General features: G+C 71.9%; 19 protein-coding genes and 1 riboswitch. Of the genes, 10 read left to right on the top strand and 9 right to left on the bottom strand.

The window, feature by feature from the left end; translation table 11 throughout:
* Positions 1–40: 40 nt before the first annotated feature.
* The 3 genes from VSR01_RS15940 to VSR01_RS15930 form a co-directional block, all read right to left on the bottom strand.
* Positions 41–898: an NmrA family NAD(P)-binding protein gene (locus tag VSR01_RS15940; protein ID WP_326449865.1), complete on the bottom strand. Its 858-nt coding sequence runs from the start codon at positions 896–898 to the stop codon at positions 41–43.
* Between the two features lie 262 nt (positions 899–1160).
* A complete protein-coding gene (locus tag VSR01_RS15935; protein WP_326449864.1) occupies positions 1161–1730 on the bottom strand; it encodes a TetR/AcrR family transcriptional regulator in 570 nt (189 codons plus the stop codon).
* 229 nt (positions 1731–1959) lie between these two features.
* Positions 1960–2856, bottom strand: a complete 897-nt coding sequence (locus VSR01_RS15930) for a YhjD/YihY/BrkB family envelope integrity protein (protein ID WP_326449863.1) — start codon at positions 2854–2856, stop codon at positions 1960–1962.
* A gap of 407 nt (positions 2857–3263) precedes the next feature.
* Between VSR01_RS15930 and VSR01_RS15925 the strand changes: the two genes are divergently transcribed.
* The gene (locus tag VSR01_RS15925; RefSeq protein WP_326449862.1) at positions 3264–3812 is read left to right on the top strand and encodes a hypothetical protein; all 549 of its coding nucleotides are present in this window, start codon (positions 3264–3266) and stop codon (positions 3810–3812) included.
* On the opposite strand, the gene VSR01_RS15920 is transcribed toward VSR01_RS15925, so the two are convergent.
* Both VSR01_RS15920 and VSR01_RS15915 read right to left on the bottom strand, forming a co-directional pair.
* Positions 3760–4344, bottom strand: coding sequence for a helix-turn-helix domain-containing protein (locus VSR01_RS15920; protein ID WP_326449861.1), 585 nt, complete (start codon positions 4342–4344; stop codon positions 3760–3762). The genes VSR01_RS15925 and VSR01_RS15920 overlap by 53 nt on opposite strands.
* Entirely contained in the window at positions 4341–5414 is a 1074-nt protein-coding gene (locus VSR01_RS15915; protein ID WP_326449860.1) for a hypothetical protein, read from the bottom strand. The genes VSR01_RS15920 and VSR01_RS15915 overlap by 4 nt, the downstream gene beginning before the upstream one ends.
* 284 nt (positions 5415–5698) lie before the next feature.
* Here VSR01_RS15915 and VSR01_RS15910 point away from each other — a divergent pair, with 284 nt between their 5' ends.
* Positions 5699–6298 (top strand): DUF4240 domain-containing protein, encoded by a 600-nt coding sequence (locus tag VSR01_RS15910; protein ID WP_326449859.1) that lies wholly within the window; start codon positions 5699–5701, stop codon positions 6296–6298.
* Positions 6299–6391: 93 nt separating this feature from the next.
* Here VSR01_RS15910 and VSR01_RS15905 read toward each other — a convergent pair whose 3' ends face one another.
* Entirely contained in the window at positions 6392–7093 is a 702-nt protein-coding gene (locus VSR01_RS15905) for an N-acetylmuramoyl-L-alanine amidase (RefSeq protein ID WP_326449858.1), read from the bottom strand.
* A 404-nt stretch (positions 7094–7497) separates the two neighbouring features.
* Positions 7498–7638: riboswitch (cyclic di-AMP (ydaO/yuaA leader) on the top strand.
* 11 nt (positions 7639–7649) lie between these two features.
* Here VSR01_RS15905 and VSR01_RS15900 point away from each other — a divergent pair.
* Complete coding sequence (locus tag VSR01_RS15900; RefSeq protein ID WP_326449857.1) at positions 7650–9443, top strand: peptidoglycan DD-metalloendopeptidase family protein; 1794 nt, start codon at positions 7650–7652, stop codon at positions 9441–9443.
* Between the two features lie 180 nt (positions 9444–9623).
* Here VSR01_RS15900 and VSR01_RS15895 read toward each other — a convergent pair whose 3' ends face one another.
* Positions 9624–10205: a helix-turn-helix domain-containing protein gene (locus tag VSR01_RS15895; RefSeq protein ID WP_326453685.1), complete on the bottom strand. Its 582-nt coding sequence runs from the start codon at positions 10203–10205 to the stop codon at positions 9624–9626.
* Positions 10206–10524: 319 nt separating this feature from the next.
* Between VSR01_RS15895 and VSR01_RS15890 the strand changes: the two genes are divergently transcribed.
* Positions 10525–11658, top strand: coding sequence for an NAD(P)/FAD-dependent oxidoreductase (locus VSR01_RS15890; RefSeq protein WP_326453684.1), 1134 nt, complete (start codon positions 10525–10527; stop codon positions 11656–11658).
* A gap of 191 nt (positions 11659–11849) precedes the next feature.
* A complete protein-coding gene (locus VSR01_RS15885) occupies positions 11850–12470 on the top strand; it encodes a class I SAM-dependent methyltransferase (protein WP_442785679.1) in 621 nt (206 codons plus the stop codon).
* A gap of 105 nt (positions 12471–12575) precedes the next feature.
* On the opposite strand, the gene VSR01_RS15880 is transcribed toward VSR01_RS15885, so the two are convergent.
* Complete coding sequence (locus tag VSR01_RS15880) at positions 12576–13136, bottom strand: GNAT family N-acetyltransferase (RefSeq protein ID WP_326449855.1); 561 nt, start codon at positions 13134–13136, stop codon at positions 12576–12578.
* A gap of 244 nt (positions 13137–13380) precedes the next feature.
* Between VSR01_RS15880 and VSR01_RS37780 the strand changes: the two genes are divergently transcribed.
* The 5 genes from VSR01_RS37780 (at position 13381) to VSR01_RS15860 (ending at position 20508) form a co-directional block, all read left to right on the top strand.
* Complete coding sequence (locus VSR01_RS37780) at positions 13381–14298, top strand: NADPH-dependent FMN reductase (protein WP_442785476.1); 918 nt, start codon at positions 13381–13383, stop codon at positions 14296–14298.
* A 729-nt stretch (positions 14299–15027) separates the two neighbouring features.
* On the top strand, positions 15028–15723 hold the full coding sequence (locus tag VSR01_RS15875) for a hypothetical protein (protein ID WP_326449854.1): 696 nt from the start codon (positions 15028–15030) through the stop codon (positions 15721–15723).
* A gap of 45 nt (positions 15724–15768) precedes the next feature.
* Positions 15769–17187, top strand: a complete 1419-nt coding sequence (locus VSR01_RS15870; protein WP_326449853.1) for a hypothetical protein — start codon at positions 15769–15771, stop codon at positions 17185–17187.
* Positions 17187–19025 (top strand): DEAD/DEAH box helicase, encoded by a 1839-nt coding sequence (locus VSR01_RS15865; RefSeq protein WP_326449852.1) that lies wholly within the window; start codon positions 17187–17189, stop codon positions 19023–19025. Before VSR01_RS15870 ends, VSR01_RS15865 begins: the two co-directional genes overlap by 1 nt.
* A 145-nt stretch (positions 19026–19170) precedes the next feature.
* On the top strand, positions 19171–20508 hold the full coding sequence (locus VSR01_RS15860) for a DNA cytosine methyltransferase (RefSeq protein WP_326449851.1): 1338 nt from the start codon (positions 19171–19173) through the stop codon (positions 20506–20508).
* Here VSR01_RS15860 and VSR01_RS15855 read toward each other — a convergent pair.
* Positions 20428–20913: a very short patch repair endonuclease gene (locus VSR01_RS15855; protein ID WP_326449850.1), complete on the bottom strand. Its 486-nt coding sequence runs from the start codon at positions 20911–20913 to the stop codon at positions 20428–20430. The genes VSR01_RS15860 and VSR01_RS15855 overlap by 81 nt on opposite strands.
* Positions 20914–21020 lie beyond the last annotated feature (107 nt).

Raw genomic sequence — 21020 nt, 5'->3', positions numbered from 1 at the left:
CGGGGACCGGATGAGGCCGTCGCGCCGACCGGGCGCCGCCTCACGCGTCCGTGGCGGGCGCCAACTGGTCGGCGACGCCACGGGGTTCGCGGCCCAGCAGCTCGGCCAGCGCGGGGTCCGTCGCGGCGAAGCAGTGCGCGCGGGCGGCGTGGAAGAAGCCGAGCAGCATCCGGGCCATCGGCTCCGGGGTCCCGGTCCGCACCTTGTCGGCGACCCAGTCCTCGTCCGCCACGACGACCCGGCGGACCGGGCGGCCGGCCACGCGGGACGCCACGGCCGCGATGTCGGCGAACGTGACGGCCTCGCGCGCGGTGAGCGTGAGAGGTCCGTCGACGACGCGGTCGCCGGCCAGGACGGCCGCCGCGGCTTCCGCGGCGTCCGCGCGGTCGGTCCAGGACACCGGCCCGTCCTCGGGAACCGCGATCGTGCCGGTCTGCCGCCAGGGGCCGAGCAGCCAGCCGAGGCTGTGGGCGTAGAAGCCGTTGCGCAGCGCGGTCCAGGCGACTCCCGACTCGGCGAGGAGCCGCTCGGTCGCGGCGTGGCCGGGCGCGGCGGCGAAGGGGCTGTCCGGAGCGGCGGCCTGGTGGCTGGTGTACAGGATGCGCCCGGCGCCCGCGGCGACCGCGGCCTCGATCCCCACGCGGTGCAGGGCCGCCGCGTCGGCGTGCGGGTCGTTGGTGGACACCAGCAGGACCTGCTCGGCGCCCTCGAAGGAGTGCCGCAGCGCGGCCGGGTCCTCGTACGAGCCCTGCCGCACCCGGACGCCCCGCTCGGCGAGGTGCCGCGCCTTGGCGGGGTCGCGGACGCTGACGCCGACGCGGTCCGCGGGGACGCGGGCGAGGAGGTGCTCGACGGTGGCGCCGTTGAGGGCGCCGGTGGCGCCGGTGACGATGATCATGAGGATTCCTTTCGGGGGTCCGGGCGGCCCGCTCCGGTGCGGGTCACGGGCGGCGGGCTCGGGCAGGGGGCCTGGGTGCGGTCTGCCGGGATGCGACGGTCGCGGCGCGTGCGGCGGCCGGGAGGGCGCGCGGGCGGCCGGGGCGCCGGGTCGCGGTGGGCTGCGGCGGACTGCGGCGGTTCGGGGCGGGCTGTGGCGGGCTGCGGTGGTCCGGGCGGTCCGGGGCCGGTCTCGGCGCGTCGCGTACGCGCGCGGTCGTCGCTCAGCGTTCGCGCAGGAGCGGCAGCAGGATGTCGTCGACGAGATGGGTCACGAAGGGCACGTCGCACGGCTCGCCCGCGACCACGACGCGGTGCACGATCACGGCCGGGGCGACCTCCGCGAACAGCGCGGCCGCGCCGGGCGCGAGCCGTTCGCCGCGCCGGGCCGCCCTGCGCAGCGGCTCGTCGGTCATCGCCGCCTGGTCCCTGCGCAGGATGCGGCGCATCTCCTCGGCCAGCCGCGGATCGCCGCGCATGCCGGTGAACACCGCTCCGAGCAGCCCGATCTCCTGCTCGGCGATCTCCCGGGCCAGCCACCCGACGAGCACGAGCAGGTCGCCGCGCAGGTCGTCCGCGGCGGGCTCCGGGGGAGCGGCGTGCGCGCGGTGCTCGACCGCGGCGGCCACCAGCGCGGCCTTGTCCCGGTAGCGCCGGTAGATCGTGGTCTTCGCCGCGCCGGAACGTCCCGCGACCGCCTCCATCGACAGCTGCTCGTAGCCGACCTCCGTCAGCAGCGACAGCGTCGCGTCGAGGATGGCCAGGTCGCGGCCGGTGTCGCGGGGCCGACCCATGGCCGGCGCCCGCCCGGGCACGGGTGGCCGCGCCGCCCCGCCGGCCGAGGAGCGCGGACCGCTCGGTACGTCTGCCACGCCGTTTCCCACTTTCGCTACGCTACGGTTGCGTATCGAAAGTAACTTGTGCCGGGACGACGGTCAAACCACGGTTGCTTCGCGCGCCGGCGGCCCGCGCCGCCAGGGCGTGTCCGCAACGTCGTGCCTGCCCCGCGACGCCTGGCACGCCCTAGTCGATCGCCCCGCCCGCGCCGTCCGAGCGCCAGCGCACGCCCGGCGCGGTCTCCTCCGGCATCTCGTACCACTCCTGCGGCCGCCGCGGCTGCGGTATCTCGCCGCCCTGCCGCAGCATCCGGCCGTCCCGCAGGTGCCGGCCGAGCAGGGCGCCGCCGAAGACCACGAAGCCCACGCCGACCAGCCAGGTCACCACCGTCAGCACCGTGCCGACCGGGCCGTACGTACCGGCGTTGCTGACCAGGAGCTGCGCGAAGAAGAAGTGCGAGAAGACCCGCAGGCCGGCCAGGCCCAGCATGGTGAAGACCGCGCCGGGCAGCGCCGTGCGCACGTCGACGCCGCCGCCGAGCAGGAACCACTGCCCCCACGCGAAGAAGACGACGCCCAGGACGAAGGTGAGCACCAGCCGCACGGCCGCCGGCGCCGGGCCGCTGCCCAGCACCGCCGCGCTCTGCGACTCGCAGAACAGGTACCCGGTCAGCACCGCGAGCCACACCAGGCGCCGCAGGTCGCGGTGCCACGGCCCGGACGGCAGGTCCCAGATCTTGCGGTAGCCGGTCTCCACGCTGGCCACGAACGACAGCCCGAAGTACGCCAGCGACGCCAGGCTCCACGCGCTGGTGGCGCTGAGCACGTTGTTCGGCGCGGCGAACAGGCTGCGGACGCCGTGCGAGCCGGTCGCGTCCAGGCCCATGCCGTCCACCACCCACTGCGCGAAACCGGGCCGGTGCTCCCACGGCGTCGCCGCCGCGACCACCACCAGCAGCGGCATCAGCGTGACGAAGCCGAGCGCGGCGAAACCCATCGAGCGGTGCATCAGCTCGATGTGCGACGCCTGCTTCGTCAGCCGCCCGATCGCGGAGCGGTGCCAGGCGTCCGACAGCGAGGACATGGAGTCACCTTTCCCAGCGCGCATTCGGCGTATCCGCTGTGGATACCCGGCGAGGTCCCTCGAACGCAACTCCGGTCCCACCGGACGCGGTTGTCAGGACGACGTCCGAACGGCCCGCGGTTGCACCCGCGTTCGCGCGGGGCCGGAAACCGGGCCGTGCGGGCGCGTCGCCCGGATGTACGCCGCCGTGCGGATGTACGCGGATGCGTGGGCGTAAGGAGGCCGCGCGGATGTACGCCGCCTGGACGTACGCGGCTCGCGAGCGGGAGCGGGGCCCGCGCCGTCATCCGCCAGTCATCGGACGGACACCGTACGGCCAAGGTATGACAACGGACTGCCGGGTAGGGCTCCCGGCCCGGCGGAGGCGGCGTTACCGTGTGCCCCTCACATGCCCGTCTGGGGGGATCATGCCCATCCGTACCGCCTCTGCCGCGTCTGTCACATCTGCCACAGGTTTCACCGTCGCGCTGCTCGTCGCCGGCGCCCTGCTCACCGGGTGCTCCTCGGGCGGTTCCGGCACGGCCGACGCGAGCACCCCGGTGGCGGAGCAGCAGCCGGTGGTGGGCCTCGGCTCGGCCGAGCAGGTCGCCGCGTACCTGGAGCAGCGGATCTCCACGATGTCCACCACCACCGTCTACACCGCGGCGACCGACCCCGAGCACCTGCTCGGCAAGAGAGACGGCTACCGGTCGAAGATCGCCTTCACCGACTCGCGGGTGCCGCCCGGCTCGGTGTCCGGCACCGACCCGTCGCCGGTCGACCTCGGCGGCGTCATCGAGACGTTCTCCACCCCGAGCGAGGCGCGGGCCCGCGCCTCGCACCTCCAGGCGTCGCTGCAGGGCCTGGACGCGGCCGAGTACCACTTCTACGTCGGCGCGTCGCTGGTCCGCGTCTCCCGCATCCTCACGCCCGACCAGACGCAGGACTATCAGGACGCGGCGGCGAGTCTGGGGTGAGGGCGCCGGGGGCGGTCGGCGTCGCTGTGGCCAGCCAGGTGCGCAGGGCCCACCACCAGCGCAGGGTGGGGAGCAGCCGGGGGTCGTCCCACTCCTGGGCCGGCGAGGGGGCTGCCGGCGGCTGCGCGGGTGCCGGTGCCGGTGCCGGGGCCGGTCGCGGTGTGCGCGCCGGGCGCGTGGCGGGCGGGGGCGAGGCCAGCCGGGACAGCTTCGCGAGGCGGTAGCGCACGGTGTTGGGGTGCAGGTGCAGCGCCGCCGCGGTCAGGTCCAGCCGGTGGCCGAGGTCGAGGAACGTCAGCGCGGTACGGGCCAGTTCGCGGTGGAAGGCGTCCGCGGGATCGAGCCGGCCGAGCAGTTCCCCGGCGAGCGTCGCGGCGAGGTCGGGGCGCGCGGCCAGCGCGGTCTCGGCGGCGAGGTCCGTCAGCAGGTGCGGGCCGGTCGCCCCCGCGGCCCGGGCCGCCTCCAGCGCGTCCGCGCACAGCCGGTGCGTGTCCGGCAGCGCGGCGAGCGGGACGGCGGGGCCGATGATCACCAGGTCGGTGGGGTCGGTGGGGTCGGTGGGGTCGGTGGCGTCGGTGGCGTCGGTGGGGTGTGTGGAGTCCGCGGAGGAGGAGGTGGATTCCGTGGGGTGCGCGGCGTTCGTGAGCCGTGTGGGGCTCGGAGAGTCTGCGGCACGTGTGGGGTGCGTGGGGTTTTCCGGGGCCACGGGGTTCGTGGAGCCCGCCGGCTCCGTGGCTCCGTCGGCCGTTCCGGTTGCGTCGGTCCTGTCGGTCGCGTCGGTTGTGACCGCTGTGTCGGCCGTGCCGGCTTGTCCGTCCCTCCGGCGGGGCCGCTCCCGGCCCACGGCGCGCGGGGATGGGTCGGCGGGGTTCCGGCCGACTCCGGGAGCAGGCCCGCGAACCTCCCGTCGACCAGGCCGAACACCGCGTCCGGCGCGGTGAGCCGGCGCTCCAGCGCGCGGGCGCGCACCGGGTCCGCGACGTCCGCCAGCACGCACCGGTACGCCGCCTCCGGGCGCAGCCCTGCCCGCCGCAGCTCCTCCGGGCCCGGCGCCGGGCCCGGCTCCGCGTGCAGCAGCCGGCGCAGCACCTGCGTGCGCTCGTCGCGCGAGGTGCGGGCGCGTTCTAGCTCGGCCGCGTGGTAGCCGGCGATCACCTGGCGCTCCATCGCGCCGGCGTGACGGTCGAACAGCAGGAGCGCGTCGAGCAGCACGGCGTCGGGGACGCCGGCGGCGCGGCCGCGTTCGACGCCGATCTGGAGGGCGCGGATGCGGCCGGCGTGGACGCCGTGGAGGAGGGCGGTCAGGGGGACGCCCTGTTCGGCGCGGTCGGCGCCGAGGCGGGTGGCGGTGGGGTCGTCCTCCGGGGCGTCGGGCGTGCCGGGGGTGTCGGGAACGTCGGGGCGTTCGAAACCGGCCAGGCCGGAGGCGAGGAGGACCTGGATGTGGCGGAGGTTCTCGGCGATGGGGAGGCGGGCGACTTCGGGGGAGGTGCGGGCGGCGGTGGCGACCTCGGTGAGGACGGCGGGGTCGGTGATCATGGCGCGCAGGATCGCGGCGAGGGTGTCGCGGGTCTCGCCCCCGCTGTCCGCTGTCCGGGCCACCCCCCGAACCTAGCGCGACGCCCGCGCCGAGCCCGCCCCGCCTCCCGATCGCCTCGACGCCGCGCGTTGCCCCGGCCGGGTGCGCTGCGGTTTTCTTCCTACGTCCCGACGGCGCCGGAGGTCAGCAACCCAGGGGCGCGGGGAACTGCGCGACGAGCCACGACGGATCTGCGGCCGGGTACGGCGAGTACGGCGCAACCTCGGGCGTTGGGGAGGGGAGCGCGGCGCAGCCGGGTGGCTGGAAAGTGACGTCGGAGGCGATGAGCCCCTGGCATAGTCGGCGCATGGAGACAGACCCCCTCTGGACTCTGATGACCGAACTCCGCCGCCTGGGCCTGGCTGCGGAGAAGCGCGACGAGTGGGTACGGGACACCCTCGCCGCGCAGACCCCGCAGGAACTCGTGCGGTTCCAGGCGGAACTGGAGAACGCCATGGCCGAGGCGTTCACCTGGAATTTGTGGGGCGCGGCCGACCGCGTCTTCGGCGGCTGGTGCTCGGACGACACCTTCGCCTACTTCCAGCGATGGATGGTCGGCCTCGGCCGCCCCGTCTTCGAGGCGGCCGTCGCCGACCCCGACGCCCTCGCCTACGTCCCGGAGATCCGCCGGCTGTCCGGTCGGCCCCGGGACGGCTGGGGCGGGGACGCGCCGCAGTGGCCGGCGCTGCCGGACCTCGCCCCCGCGGTCCACGCGCGGCTGACCGGTGCGCCGGAGGACGCGTTCCACGCCGCCGTGGCGCTGCTGCGCACCCCCGCGCCGCCCGCCGCTGCCCCCCGCGGCCACCGGTGGAGCGCGCTCGACGAGCCCGAGGCCGCGCGGCGCCTGCCGCGGCTCACCGCCCTCTTTCCGCTGCCCCCGCCCAGCGCGTCCCGTACGCTCCTCTGACAACGATGCCATCCCCCCTGACCCCCCGCCCCGGGCCCACCTCCTGCCTCCCTGCCGAGGCGGCCCCGGGGCGGGGGTCGTCCTGTCCGCGGCTCAGGTGCCGTTGACCAGGCGCATGTAGCGGACCCAGTCCCAGTTCGGACCGGGGTCGGTGTGGTCGGTGCCCGGGACCTCGACGTGCCCGATGATGTGGTCGCGGTCCTTGGGGATGCCGTACTTCGTGCAGATCTCGGCGGTCAGCGCGGCCGACGCGTGGTACATCGCGGTGGTGAACCACGAGGCGTCGTCGACCCAGCCCTCGTGCTCGATGCCGATGCTGCGCGTGTTGTAGTCCCAGTTGCCCGCGTGCCAGGCGATGTCGTGCTCGCGGACGCACTGGTCGATCGCGCCGTCGGACGAACGCACCACGTAGTGCGCGGCCGCGGCGTGGCTGGGGTTCTGGAAGAGGCTGATCGTGTCGGCGAAGGTCTCCTGGGTGACGTGGATGACGACGAGGTTGATCGGGTACGTCGACGGCCGGTTGGACGCCGTGTAGTTGCTGGTGCTGGCCGGGGCCCAGGTGGCGGACGGGTAGTCGACGGTCGCCGCGGTCGCGGTGCCGTGCCCGGACCACAGCTCGCCGGCCAGTCCCGCGGTCGCCGCGGCGCCCAGCGCCAGCCCGCCGCGCAGCAGCGCCCGGCGGGAGGACGTGCCGGGCGCGGCGGAGCCGGCCGGGTCCGCCGGCTCCGCGGGGTCCGGTGACTGGCCGAATCCGGCGGGCTGCGGCGGGAGTTGGGGTCGGTTCCGGCGTGCCATGGCGGGCTCCCTCTGGAGGCAGAGTGCGGGCGAGTGCATGACAAAAATGTGGGGCTCGCCCATCGTGGGGCCGACGCCCGCGACCTGCCAAGCGGTTCGCGAAATGGCAGAGGTCCATACCCCTGGAAGCCGTCCCGCGCACCGCCGCGCACGCCTGCGCGCCGACCGGCGGAAACCGTTTCCGCCCGCTCACCGACGGTAGCCGTCCCTACCCCCTCCGCATCACGTATGACACACGCTCACATCACCGGCAGGCCACGCGAGGTGCCCGCTTTACCCCTTCTACGGATGGTGTGACCGTTTGGTTCCCGTTGCCAACTCCCGGGTTCGGCTTGGAAAACGCCCCCGGCTCTATTAACGTTCGATAACGCAGCGCGGTCGTCACCACCGCCGTCAGAGGCGGCACCGTGCGCTTGCCGAATCCCGTCCGCGGGAACCGGGGACCCGAGAACGTGGGGTGAATCGGCCGGCCGCGAGGCCGTCCGTAGGAGACCTTCCTGCTCCGAACCCGTCAGCTAACCCGGTAGGCGAGAGGGAAGGAAGGAGTGCGCCCGCCGTGGCGTCGAACCAGTCTGCCTACGCACCCTCGCCCGCCCGTCCCGAGGCGGAGACGACCGACGCGCAGGCGTCGGCCCCCTCGACCCCCTCGGTCCCGTCGGCGCGCACGGAGCCCGAGCCGCTGCCCCGGCAGGCGGCCCAACCCCCGCTCCCGCAGCAGCAGTTCGCACCGCAGCCGCAGCCGCAGTCGCAGCCGCAGTCCGCCGCCTCCTCCCGGTCCCTGGTGCCGCAGGTCCCCTCCCGGCCCGGCGCGCCCGTCGACGCCGTCGCGTACGCCGGACCCGCGCCGTACGCCGGCCCGGTCGCGTACCCCGAACCCGGTCCGTACGCCGAGTCCGGCCCGTACACCGAGTCCGGTCCGTACACCGAGTCCGCGCCGCACGCCCGGACCCGGGACGGCGAATACGGCGAGTACACCGACACCGGCGACGTCAACGGCGCCTACGCCGGCGGGCCGGCCGACGCCTACGCCGCCGGCCCGTACGCCGACCGCGCGCCCTACGCCGACCCTTACACGGACCCGTACGGCCCCCGCGCCGGGTACGCCGAGGCTCCCGCGCCCTACGCCGCCCCCGCCCCCTCCGCGGAGCCCGCGCCGCTGCCGGCCGCGACCCCCGGGCAGCTGCCCGAGCCGCTCCCCGCGCTCGCGCCGACCCCGCTGCCCGCCCTGGCCCCGGAGCCCGAACCCGTGCCGGAAGCCGCTCCCGCCGCCGAGGCGCAGCAGCGACCGCAGCGGCGCAATCTCTCGCGCGGCGGCGCCGTCCTCGGCATAGCCGCGATGGCCGCCGTCGGAGCCGCGGGCGTCGCCGCGGCGGCCCCGGCCGGGGCCGCGCCGGCCGCCGGGCCCGCGCCCGTGTCCGTGCCCGACGTCACGCCCGACATCACGCCCGAGCAGACCCCGGAGCCGCAGAACGCCGAGGGCCCGGCCGCCGACACCGGCCCGGCCGCCGCGCACACCGCGACCGCGGCGGAGGCGCCAGCCCCGGCCGCGGAGGACCTCACCGCCGCGCCCGACCAGGCGCGTACCGCGGAACCGCTGCCCGCGGCCGCTCCCGCCGCCGCGACCACGCCCGCCGCCGCGCCCGCGCCCGCCGGCTCCGACGCCCCCGCCGAGGACGCCGCCACGGAGCCCCCGCAGGCCGCGGCGCCCGCGCCCACCGACCCCGGCGAGGCGCTGCGCACCCGGATCATCGGCCAGGCCGTCGCCCAGCGCGAGGCCGCGGCCCAGGCGGAGCGCGACGCCGCCGCCAAGATCGCCGCCGACCGGGCCGCGCGGGAGTCCGCCGCGGCCAAGGTGCGCGAGCAGGCCGCCGCGGCGAAGGCAGCCGCCGAGGCGAAGGCGCGGGCCGAGGCGGAGGCCGCCGCGCGCGCCGAGGCCGAGCGCCTCGCGCAGCTCGCCGCCTCGTACATCAAGCCGGTCGCCTCCGCGACCCTCACCGACGGCTTCGGCCAGGCCGACCCGTGGTCCAACGTGCACACCGGCCAGGACTTCAGCGCCCCCACCGGCACCCCGGTGCACGCCGTCCACGGCGGCACGGTCACCTCCGCCGGCTGGGCGGGCGCCTACGGCTACCGCGTCGTGCTCACCCTCGACGACGGCACACAGCTCTGGTACTGCCACCTGTCCACGATGGTCGCCACCGAGGGCCGCGTGACCACCGGTGACACCATCGGCAGGATCGGCGCGACGGGCAACGTCCCCGCGCCGCACCTGCACCTGGAGGTACGTCCCGGCGGCGGCGCCCCCGTCGACCCGCTGCCGTGGCTGCGCTCCCACGACGTCGCCGTCTGAGCGGCCGGCGCCGCGACCGTCCGCCCGGGCTCCGCGTTCCCGAACGCCGGCTCCGTGACCCGACCCCCGTACGCGGCGCACCCGTGAAACCTGCGTACGGGCCCAACGTGCCGGCGGCCCGGCGGCCCGGCGACCCGCGGGGGCCGCCGGGCCCCCGCGTGGGGTCGGGCGGGTCGGCTGTCAGCGACGGGTCGGGCGCGCCCGTACGTGGACGCGCTCGCCTTGCGAGCCGAACAGGCTGAGGATCTCCACGGGCGTGTCGCCCGCGTTGGCGAAGCCGTGCGGCGTGCGGGTGTCGAACTCCGCGGCCTCGCCCGCCGTCAGGATCAGGTCGTGTTCGCCGAGCGCCAGCCAGAGCTTGCCGGAGAGCACGTAGACCCAGTCGTAGCCCTCGTGGGTGCGCTGCTCGGGGCGCTTGGGCGGGCCGGACTCCTGGCGCGCGGGCATGATCTGCTTGTAGGCGTTGAGGCCGCCGAGGTGGCGGGTCAGCGGCACGATGGTCTGGCCGCCGCGGACGAACGGCCGTGCGTACACCCGCGGGTCGCCGGTCGGCGGCGCGCCGACCAGCTCGTCCAGCGGCACGTGGTACGCCCGCGCGAGCGGCAGCAGCAGCTCCAGCGTGGGGCGGCGACCGCCGGACTCCAGCCGGGAGAGCGTGCTCACCGAGATGCCGGTGGCCTCGCTGAGCTGGGCGAGGGTCATCCGGCTCTCGCCGCGCAGGGCGCGCAGCCGCGGTCCCACGGCGGTGAGGACGCCGGCGATTCCGAGGTCGTCGCCGCTCCCGCCGCTCGTTTCGCTCCCGCCGCTCCTCCCGGTCCCGCCGCTTCCCCCGGTCCCGGCGTTCTCGGCGCCGTCGGCCCAGCCGTTCCCGCCGGACGCCGCGCCGCTCGCCGCGCCCGCGCCGCTCGCCGCGCCGCCCGTGCGGTCCGCCGCCCCCGGGTGCACCCGCTTCGCTCGTTTCGACGTCACCCTTCCATTTGCCGTCACGGCAACAAAGTTTGTCAACCTGGCGAGTCCGGGGCGAGGCTGCGAGGCAGGAGAAGAGCCGCAGGACGACAGCGGAAGCGGAGGTCGCGGCGTGATGTACGAAACCCTGCACGGGCGCGGTGGAGCGGACGGGGACCCGTGGGACGTGATCGTGATCGGCGGCGGGACCGCCGGGCTGAGCGGCGCGCTCACCCTGGCCCGGGCGCGGCGCCGCGTGCTCGTGGTCGACGCGGGCGAGCCGCGCAACGCGCCCGCGGACGGCGTGCACATGTATCTGGGCCGCGAGGGCACGCCGCCGCGCGAGCTGCTGGCCGCGGGCCGCGCCGAGCTGGCCGGCTACGGCGGCGAGGTGCGCGAGGGCCGCGCGGTGACGGCGGTGCGCGACGGGGAGCGGTTCCGCGTCGAGCTGGACGACGGCTCCGCGCTGCACGCCGCCCGCCTGCTGGTCACCACCGGCCTGACCGACGAGCTGCCGGACGTGCCCGGCCTCGCCGAGTGCTGGGGCCGCGACGTGCTGCACTGCCCGTACTGCCACGGCTGGGAGGTCCGCGACCAGCCGATCGGCGTGCTCGCGGTCGGCGACGCCGCGCTCGCCGTGCACCAGGCGCTGCTGTGGCGGCAGTGGAGCGCCGACGTCACGCTGTTCCTGCACACCAGCGGGGTGGAGCCGGACGAGGACGGCTGGGAGAAGCTGGCCGCGCGCGGCGTCGCGGTGGTCGACGGCGAGGTCACCCGGCTGGCGGTGGCGGACGGACGGCTCGACGGCGTAGTCCTGGCGTCGGGCCGTACGGTCCCGGTCCGCGGCCTGGCCGTCGGCACGCGCCTGACCGCCCGTTCCGGCGTCCTGGAGGGCCTCGGCCTGCGGCCCGCGGACCTGCTCATGGGCGCGTACGCGGTGGGTACGCGTATCCCCGCGGACCCGGTGACCGGCGCGACCGACGTGCCGGGCGTGTGGGTGGCGGGCAACGTCACCAACCTCACCGAGCAGGTCATCGGCTCCGCGGCGGCGGGCGTACGGGCCGGCGCGGCGATCAACATGGACCTGATCGAGGCCGAGGTCCGCGAGGCGGTCGCGGTCCGGCGGCAGGATGGTGCCGCGGGGCCGGGACCGGACCCGGCGGCCGAGGCGGACCCGGCGGACCGGCCGGCCGCCTCGGCCGCGGCGGCCGGGACTGCCCCGGCGGCCCTCGGAAGCGCGACGGCGGCGGAAGGGAACGGTGGACGGTGAGCGGGGAGCACGAGGACCGGGCGGTGCGCGGCGGCGCGGCGGCGGGCGATGTCGGGCCCGTCGACGGGAAGGGACCGGGCGGGGACGCGCCGGCGGGCGGGAGCGGGCCCGCGGGCAGCGGCGGGCCCGCGGGCAGCGGTGGGCCGGACGAGGGCGCGCCGGAGGAGGGCGCGCCGGACGGCGGGGACGCGCTGCCGGAGTCGGCCGCGGAGTACTGGGACGGGCGCTACGCGGGCAGCGAGCGCATGTGGAGCGGGCGGCCGAACGCGGTGCTGGTGCGCGAGGCCGCCGAGCTGAGGCCGGGCCGCGCGCTGGACCTCGGCTGCGGGGAGGGCGCGGACGCGGTGTGGCTGGCGGCGCGCGGCTGGTCGGTCGTGGCCGCGGACATCTCGCAGGTCGCGCTGGAGCGCGCGGAGGAGCACGCGCGGGAGGCGGGGCTCGGCGGGGCGATCCACTGGCAGCGGCACGACCTGACCGAGACGTTCCCCTCCGGGTCCTTCGACCTCGTCTCGGCGCACTTCTTCCACTCGCCGTTCGAGATGCCGCGCGAGCGCATCCTGCGGCAGGCGGCGTCGGCGGTCGCGCCCGGCGGTGTGCTGCTGGTCGTCGGCCACGCGGCGTTCCCGCAGGGCCACCCGCACGCCGACGCCGAGCTGCCGACCCCGCAGCAGGTCTACGACCAGCTCGAACTACGCGCCGAGGCGTGGGAGTTGCTGACCGCCGAGGAGCACGAGCAGGAGTACACCGACCGGGAGGGACAGCCCGCGGTGCGGCGCGACAACGTGCTCAAGCTGCGCCGCCTGTCGATGTGAGGCCGCGGGGCACGCGGGCCGCCGCGGGCCGCGTGCCCCGCGGCGGGACCGGCGATCGCGGGATTCCGTGCCGGGAACGGCGGTCGCGGGCCGTGGCGGTTCGGATCACGGGTGCGCCGCCGGTTCCGGCGCCGGCGGGGTCCACTCGTCCAGGAGCAGTCCGAGGACGACCTCGTCGAGGTAACGGCCGTACACCCAGGCGGCCTTGCGCATCGTGCCCTCCACGGTGAAGCCGTTGCGCCGGGCCGCGGCGATCATCGCGGCGTTGTCGCCGAGGGTGTCGACCTGGAGCCGGAACAGGTTGCGCACGGTGAAGCCGTACACGCACAGCGCGCGGACCACGTCGGTGCCCAGGCCGCGTCCGCGGAAGGCCGGCCGCAGCGACATCCCCAGGTGCGCCGAGCGGTTGTGCGGGTCCAGGCCCCACAGCGCGGCGATCCCGGCCAGCTCGCCGGACGCGGCCTCGACGACGGAGAACACCGGCCGGTCGTCGTTCTCCGGGTCGAAGGAGAAGGTGTACGGCGAGGCGGTCCCGAGCGGCAGCGGCCGCCAGGGCCGCCGGTCCGAGCGCGCCCGCCCCTGGACGTCCTCGTAGAGCTCCCGGTGCAGAACCTCGACGTCTTCCGCCTCGCGGGCGCGCAGCACGATGGAGCCTTGTCGAATCACCCACCCTGCCTACCCGATCCCCACCGCCCCCACAACGCATTTCCGTGCCGCCGAAGGCCCCGAAAAGGCCCGCAAACCGCCCGGCCGGCCAATTGGGAGCCATGGTGCGGGCACGTAACGTCGTAGACGTGTCCGACTTCCGGCCCCGCGCAACTCCCGTCCCCTCGGGTCACTGCGCTCGCGCTGATCAGCGGCACTACCCGCGCCACGTCGACCAACACGGCGGCGCTGCGTACTGTCGCCGATGAACTCAACGCGGCGGTCCGCCCGTTGCCGTACTTCGACGTCGCGCGACTGCACCACTTACCCTGACGATGACCACGAACCGCTGCCTGCGGAAGTCACCCGGCTGCGCATCCTGATCGGGACGGCGGATGCGCTACTGATCTATGTCCCGGGGTACACGGGTGAATTGCCGGGCTCGTTCAGGAACCTGCTCGACTGGACGGTCGGAGGCGCCGAGATCAGCGACAAGCAATCAGCCTGGATCAACGTCTCCACTGCGCCACCCACCGCCGCACGCTCTCACGCGGCGCTGCGCACGGTCCTCGGCTACACCGGACCGGCGTTGTCGACGCTGCCTGCGCCCACGTTCCCGCCTCTCGCGCGGCTCACCGATCCTGCTACCAACCTGATTGCCGACCCACCCTGTGCGCAACCTCATCACGCCCGCCCGCATCCTTCTCACCAACCTCTGACCAGGTTTACCGTTCGCGCTGTTCAGTCTGGCCAGGGGCATTACCCACGTGTACACACAGCGAGTGAAAGGTCACGCAGACGTTCTGGCGCCGGCAGCTGTGCGAAGGATAGCTTCAGCCCCAGGCGTAAAGCCGAAGTCGCTGAGGGCCACCGCAATACGGATGACGTCCTTCTCCGGTCTGTCCCGCCCCAGTATTCCGAGGTACGACGTGGCGAGGTGCGGGTCCTGCCGGTGCAGCAACACTGCCGATGCGGCGCTCTCCAGTGGCGTAAGCACCTCGGCGCCCTGCCGGAGCAGCGCCAGCGCGGACGTCTCTGCCCCCGGTGCTCCGGCTTCTCGTTCGCCGTCTGCGAGTGCTGCGACATCTTTCGCGAGGCCCAGTGCGGCGGGCACTTGAAACGCGGCGTGCTGCCGGTCCCGTGCCGCAGGGGGGACCGGCAGCGCAGTCTTGCGCCTTGTTGACGACGGCGAGCGCTCGAAAGCTGCCGCCGAGGCGACCGAGCCGGCTCGTGCAAGTGAACGCATCCTGAGGCGCCTTCGCAGACCCGCCTGCGTCCGGCGCCGCCTGCGCTCAGAGAGAAGGGCGTCGTACCGGTGCTGCAGTTCCTCGCAGAGCGGGTTGTCGCAGCGGGTGGAGCCTGCCCACGCCCTATGGAGCACCTCCTCGAGCTCAGCCCACGTGGGGCACGCTGCGCCGGTGCTCTGGGCAGCCTCCTGTGCTGCGGTGTGCAGACCTTTCAGCGTTTCCACCGTGGGCTTCCTCGCACCGCTCAGGTAGCGGCTCAGGACGGAAGGGGTGGTGCTGCCTGCCCGTGCCGCCGCTGTCATGGAGCTTCCCAGGAGGAGTGTCATACGGCGGAGTACCGACACAAAATGCCGCAACTCGGGCGTTGAATCCGCAGGAAGCGGCTGAATCTGCCATTTTCCGGGCAAAATTCCCCCTTGCTTTGGCGCCGGGCTTTACCCAAGCGGGGCCATCCTGAACCTTCACAGCAAACCACGGGGACCGTCTCGCGGGAAGCGCTTTTCTGTTGCCAGTCGACTGGCAACACTGCCGCTCGCTCTCTTGTTGCCGGTTGGCTGGCAAGAAAAGAACGAGCTGGACTTGCGTGCGGGGAGATGTGTATTGATTGACGTAGCCCGGTGCTGCATACGCCGGGGTGTCGTGCGCTGCGTCCACGGAGGTTCTCGATGGCCACGAATCTGCCGTCCTGGCAGGACAAGAATTTCGGTAGTAAGATCCGCGCCGCGCTGTGGCTTGAGACGGAGGTCGGTGAGGGAAACATCTTCACCAAGACCCAGCTGAGGCAGGCGTTTCCGCACGACACCCAGATCGACCGCCGCGTTCGTGAGCTGCGCGCGCACGGATGGCGCATCGACACGAGCCGTGACGATCCCGGACTTCGCCAGGAGGAGCAGCGGTACGTGAACAAGGGGGCCGAAATCTGGATTCCGGGGCAGGCGAAGCCGGGCAGCCAGGAGAGTCGGCTCACGGCGGCGCAGCGTACGAAGGTGTGGCAAGCAGACGGTTTCCTGTGCCGGACGTGCGGCATCGGGGCCGGCGAACTGTACGACGAGGCGGGATATGAACGTTCGAAGCTGAACGTGACCCGGCGCAAGGTGCGCAAGCCCACCGGTCAGGTGGAGATTCAGTATGTCACCGAGTGCAACCGGTGTGCTGCTGGCAGCGACCGGGAGGTCGATCTTGACGGCTTGCTCGCGACGGTTCGGCGGCTTACTCCGCTGGAGCGGAGGGTCTTGGCGGGCTGGATGGAGGCGGACCGCAGGACGATGAGCGGGTTGGAGCAGTTGTGGGGGGTCTTCCGTACGTTGCCGGAGGAGAGTCGGCTTCTCATCCAGTTGGCCGTGGCCAACGACGAGGAATAGCGACGGACCAGGCGAAGTCATCAGAGGACGAAGGGAAGGGTGGCCATGGCACGCGAGTTTCCGCTGCCACCACGCGCCGCGGAGTTCGGCGAATTGATCAGGAAGCGGCTGGAGGAGGCGAAGAGCGCGGGCGGCACCCGTGAAACTGTGACCGTTGACTGGAATGATCAGCCCCTGCACGTGGAGGTGATCGACCTTCCTCTTGAGGGGCTCTACTACAACCCGGGCACCCATCGCATCCGGGCCCAGCGGAGTCATGACTCGGCCCGCGACCAGCAACTGGAGCGTGATCCCTGGAACGCTGAGAGCCAGGGATACCTGCAGTACCTTCTCCAGGCGGAACCTGCCGACCCCAACCGCCGCGACACCGAGTTCGACAAGCTCAAGGAGAGCCTGAAGGATTTTGGGCAGACCGACCCGGGCCTGATTACGCATCACGGCGTACTGGTAAACGGCAACACTCGGGCGGCGGCACTCCGGGAGATCGGTGCCCGGTCCATGCGAGTGGGAGTCCTCCCCGAGTCTTTCACCTGGGCGGACATCTACTCGGTTGAGCTTTCCCTTCAGCTGCGGAAGGACCATCGCCGCGACTACTCATACATCAACAGGCTGCTTGCCATGGAAGAGCAGGCGTCCCTGGGAAGGACTCCAGACTCGATTGCGAAGGAGTTCCGCATCAGGAAGAGCACCTACCACCAGGAGCGGTGGATCCTCGGCATGATCCGCGACCTGATCGGCAGGAGCCAGACCGCCGGCGGCGCGAAGTTGCGGCTTGTGGACTTCGAAGGGGACCAGGAGAAGCTGAAGGAACTGCACCGCGCCTACGAGACCCTGGCGGCCGCGGATCCGGATCAGGCTGACGTCCTGAGGGAAATGAGGCTCGCCGCCATCCTTCTGGGATTTGCCAAGACGGACGTCCGCTACATCGAGGGAGACTTCAGGAACAAGTACCTCAATTCGACACTGCCTGCCGGCCTGGACGGGGCAGCCGACGACGCGGGTCCGGCTCTTGTGCCTGGCCTCGGTATCGAAGTTCCGGCGGAGTCCACCGCGGTGTCTGCGGCGCGTGCGCTCAACGACCGCATCCTGAAGGCGAAAGCTGCCGTGACAGCCCCCAGCAGTGAACCGGACCATGTTAAGCGAGAAGCCCAAGGCGTCGTTGACCAGGCACGGGAGGCCTTCGACAAGGCGATCGACGCGGCTGGCCGTGACGCCCGGGTGCGTCGGCGCAAGCAGTTGGCACCTGCACGGCTTGCGGATGCCTGTGCTGACATCGATCAGTGCGTGGTGGACCTTGTCCAGGCGAGGGCTGCCCGGTCCCTGGACGAGGAGTCATTCGACGAGGCCGTCGTGCTCTTCCGTGAGAGTATCCGGAAACTGGCCGAACAGGCCGGCCGCGGTATTGCCCACCCCGGCGACGGCGTCTCGTGGCTGCTGGCCGCAGCGGCCGTGGAAGGTGGCTGATGACAGAGGACGCGGAGGTTTCGCTGTACCTCGGGTTCGACGAATCACGCACAAGGGTGCTGTTTCGTACGACCGAGCAGTACCGCGACGATCTGGTGCAGCTGGCCGCCCGTTTCCGTACGGGCGGCCAACTCGGCACCCTCACCGCATCAGTTGATCTCGATGACCTGCTGGTGGGGCTTAGCACCGTGAACAGCTGGCCTCATCACGCCGGGGTCCAGTGGGCTCCCGAGCTGCGCGCGCTTGTCCTCGATGTGCTCCGCGACGCCGAAACAGTCAAGAAGCAGCTGAGCGGTCCGGCTCAGCCAGTCGAGCGGACGGAGACGGTCCCGCCGCGCAACGAAGACCTCGCGGCCAGCCTTGGTGACGAGTGGGAGGCACCGCTCAACGAGTTCCAGCGGCGCGACATCGCCAAGCTGCTTTCCTTGCAGCACGGCGCCAACTTCAGTGTGCCGGGAGCTGGGAAGACACGAGTCGCCCTTGCGGTCTATGCGGCCCAGCGGGCACAGGGTGCAGTATCGAGACTGCTCGTGGTGTGTCCCAAATCTGCTTATGAGTCCTGGCAGTACGAGACGGGTGTGTCCTTCCGGCGCCCGTTGCGCACCCACATCCTCGGGCGGTCCTTCGACCAGTGGGCGGAGGTTCTCATCGTGAACTACGAGAAGCTCGACCGCTCGCTGCCGGCGCTCGCCGGCTGGTTGCAGGACGGTCCGTCGATGATCGTCCTGGATGAGGCCCACCGTATGAAGCTTGGCGCGCGCGGCACCTACGGTGCCGCGTGCATGGCTCTGGGGCCTCTCGCCCGGCGAAGGCTGATCCTGACGGGGACACCCGCGCCCAACGGCTCGAAGGACCTGGAAAACCTGCTCGGCTTCGTCTGGCCGGGACAGGGACAGAGGTCAGTCACACAGGCGGTCGCCGGGGGCGACCTTGCCTATGCAAGTTCCGTTCTGAGACCACTGTTCACACGTACGACGAAACACGAACTCGGTCTTCCGCCCGTTGAGCTGAAGCTGCGGTACGTCGACCTTCCGCCGCTGCACAACGAGATTTACAGCTCGCTCGTCGGCGGCATAGGCGCCGGCGGTGCCCGGGAGGACCTCAGCGCCCTTGGCAAGACCGCCCTCAGGCTGCTCATGGCGGCGACCAGCCCCTCGCTCCTCGTCACGGGAACCAGCCGATACGAGCCGCTGGTTTACCAGCTGCCTCCCCTCGACATTCCTCCGGGAAGTTCCCTGTACGCTCTTCTGCAGCAGTTGCCCGATTACGAGCTGTCACCGAAATATCAGGAAGCGGTGTCCATCGTGGCCCGCAATGCGGCCCAGGGCCGCAAGACCCTGATCTGGACGACGTTTGTCCGCAGCATCACGACCCTCGAAGGTCTCCTGCACGAGTACAGCCCTGCTGTAGTCCACGGCGGAACCCTGGACCGGGACGAGCAGCTGCGGCGGTTCCGCGAGGACCCCGGGTGCATGGTCCTCGTGTCCAACCCCGCGACCCTCGGCGAGGGAATCAGCCTGCACCAGGTCTGCCACGATGCGGTGTACGTCGACCGTGACTTCATGGCCGGCCGATTCCTGCAGAGCCTTGACCGCATCCACCGTCTCGGCCTGGATCCTGACACCGACACCCACGTGACGGTTCTGGCTGCGAGGAACACGGTCGATGAAGTGGTGGCGATGCGGCTCGACCAGAAGCTTGAGTTCATGGGGCGCATCCTTGATGACCCGTCCGTGCAGCAGTTGGGAGACCTGCAGGAGGAACCGTCTGTTGCAGCTGGCCTGGCCCCGAGCGATGTCGCTGAGCTGCTCCGGCATCTGAGACGCCAGGAGGGGTAGGCGCCCTCTCCCGCTGTGGGTTTGGCTAAGATCGCTGTGCCCGGTCGTGCGCTGGCGTGAAGATCCAGCGCGGACACCGGCGCCGGGACGTTCAGTCTGCGACACTTGGCCGACTGCAGTGATGCACAGCACGAGGAGCGAATCAATGGGCGGCGGACAGGCCGGGCAGGCGATCCCGCCGCTCACCTCGCTCGAAATCTGTGCCGGGGCTGGGGGACAAGCACTGGGCTTGCACAACGCTGGCTACGTCCACCGTGCGCTAGTCGAGTGGGACTCCCATGCCGTCAGGACATTGAGTGAAAATGTGAAAGGTTGGCCCGGCTGGGGGCCAAAGCGCGCTGGAGATCTCAAGCCTTTCGATGTCAGGGACTATCCCGATTCGCGCGAGCTGAAAGAACTCAAGCTTGAGCAGGGAGAGCTTGATCTACTGGCCGGCGGAGTCCCTTGCCCGCCATTTTCCCTTGCTGGGAAAAGGCTTGGAGAGGACGATGAGCGTGATCTCTTCCCTGCGATGCTAGAGATTGTCGAACGGCTCCGGCCCAAAGCGCTGATGATCGAGAATGTCCGGGGAATCCTAGAGCCTCCTCATGTTTTTGTCGCCTATCGGCGTAAAATCATCAATATTCTCCATGATTTTGGCTATCGGGTTCCTGAGATCAAAGCCACGTGGTCCGTTGAGACGCAGAATGCTGCCATGGGGAAGGTGTGGCGACGGATCGACGCCGGTAATTTTGGTGTTCCGCAACTGCGTCCCCGGGCGATCCTTGTGGCTATCCGGGACGATGTTCTGGCGGATGCGGAGTTCGTCTGGCCTCAAGGCACTGCCAGCGGCTTCGTCACTGTTCATGATGCGCTTCAGGACAGTATGCGAAAGCGGTTCAAGCCCTTCTGGAACCAGAAGTTTCAAGTCGGTCAGGTCGTGATGACGGGCAAGGAAGCTTTTCAGCGGTGGGAGCGGCTCGCCGCCGCCGCGGCGTCGAGGTCTGCGGACGGGTTCAGCGGGGTTGCTCCCACGCTCGTAGGGGGGTCCAGGAAACACGGAGGAGCGGACCTCGGGCCGAGTCGGGCCAAGAAGGCCTGGCTAAGCCTCGGAATCGACGCTATGGGCGTTGCAAATGATGCCAGCGAGGTCGTACCTGAACGAGACCTGTTCCGCCCGGACGGCCCTATGCTGACGGTCGAGCAGGCGGCGCTGATCCAGGGTTTCCCGAAATCGTGGAAGTTCCAGGGCGGAAAGACCGCGAGGTACCGGCAAGTGGGAAATGCTTTCCCACCACCCGTGGCCGAGGCGGTGGGGCGGGCGATCGCGGCCGTCCTCCGGCCGCAGAGCCGGGAGGCCAATCTGCGGAACTATGTGATGGAGAATGAAGGTGCTCCGGCCGAAAACCGGGACCAGGAGCAGCTAGCTGCTTTCGCGCTCGGCGGCGTTCCTGAGCTTTTGCCGGTGGGCGATGACCGTAGCCGCAATTATGTCAGCGCATAGCTCTGGCGGCTCGTGCTCCCAGAATCGGAGAATGGTCCACCCAGCCTCTGTGAGGCGCTCGTCGGTGTCGCGGTCCCTCGCCATGTTGCCCGCAACTTTGGTCGACCAGTAGCCCTCGTTCGTCCTCGGCGGAACGTAGTGGTCGGGACAGCCGTGCCAGTAACATCCATCGATGAAGACGGCTACCTTCACGGGGCCGAACACCACGTCAGCCGTTCGACGCAGGTCTTTCAAAGGCCGTTTGCTTACTCGGTAGCGCAGCCCCTTGGCGTGGAGCAGCTGGCGGATGCGCTTCTCCGGCTTGGTATCCCTGCTTTTGATGGCCTGCATGTTGCGCCGCCGCGCTGCTGAAGACGCCCACGATCCCTGCGGGGGCGTCCACGCTGGTTTCTCTTGAGCGTTCACGGGCCTACTCGGTTGGGTTCGGCTGGGGTTTGCTGCCCTTGCCCAAGCCTATCGAGGGGTCGTCGGCCTGATGTCCCGGGGCCGCGTATCGGCGAAGGGCTCAAACC

The organism is Actinacidiphila sp. DG2A-62, assembly GCF_035825295.1.
Lineage (GTDB): Bacteria > Actinomycetota > Actinomycetes > Streptomycetales > Streptomycetaceae > Actinacidiphila.
The sequence above is the reverse complement of the archived record's forward strand: the minus strand, read 5'-3'. Positions and strand labels throughout refer to the sequence as shown.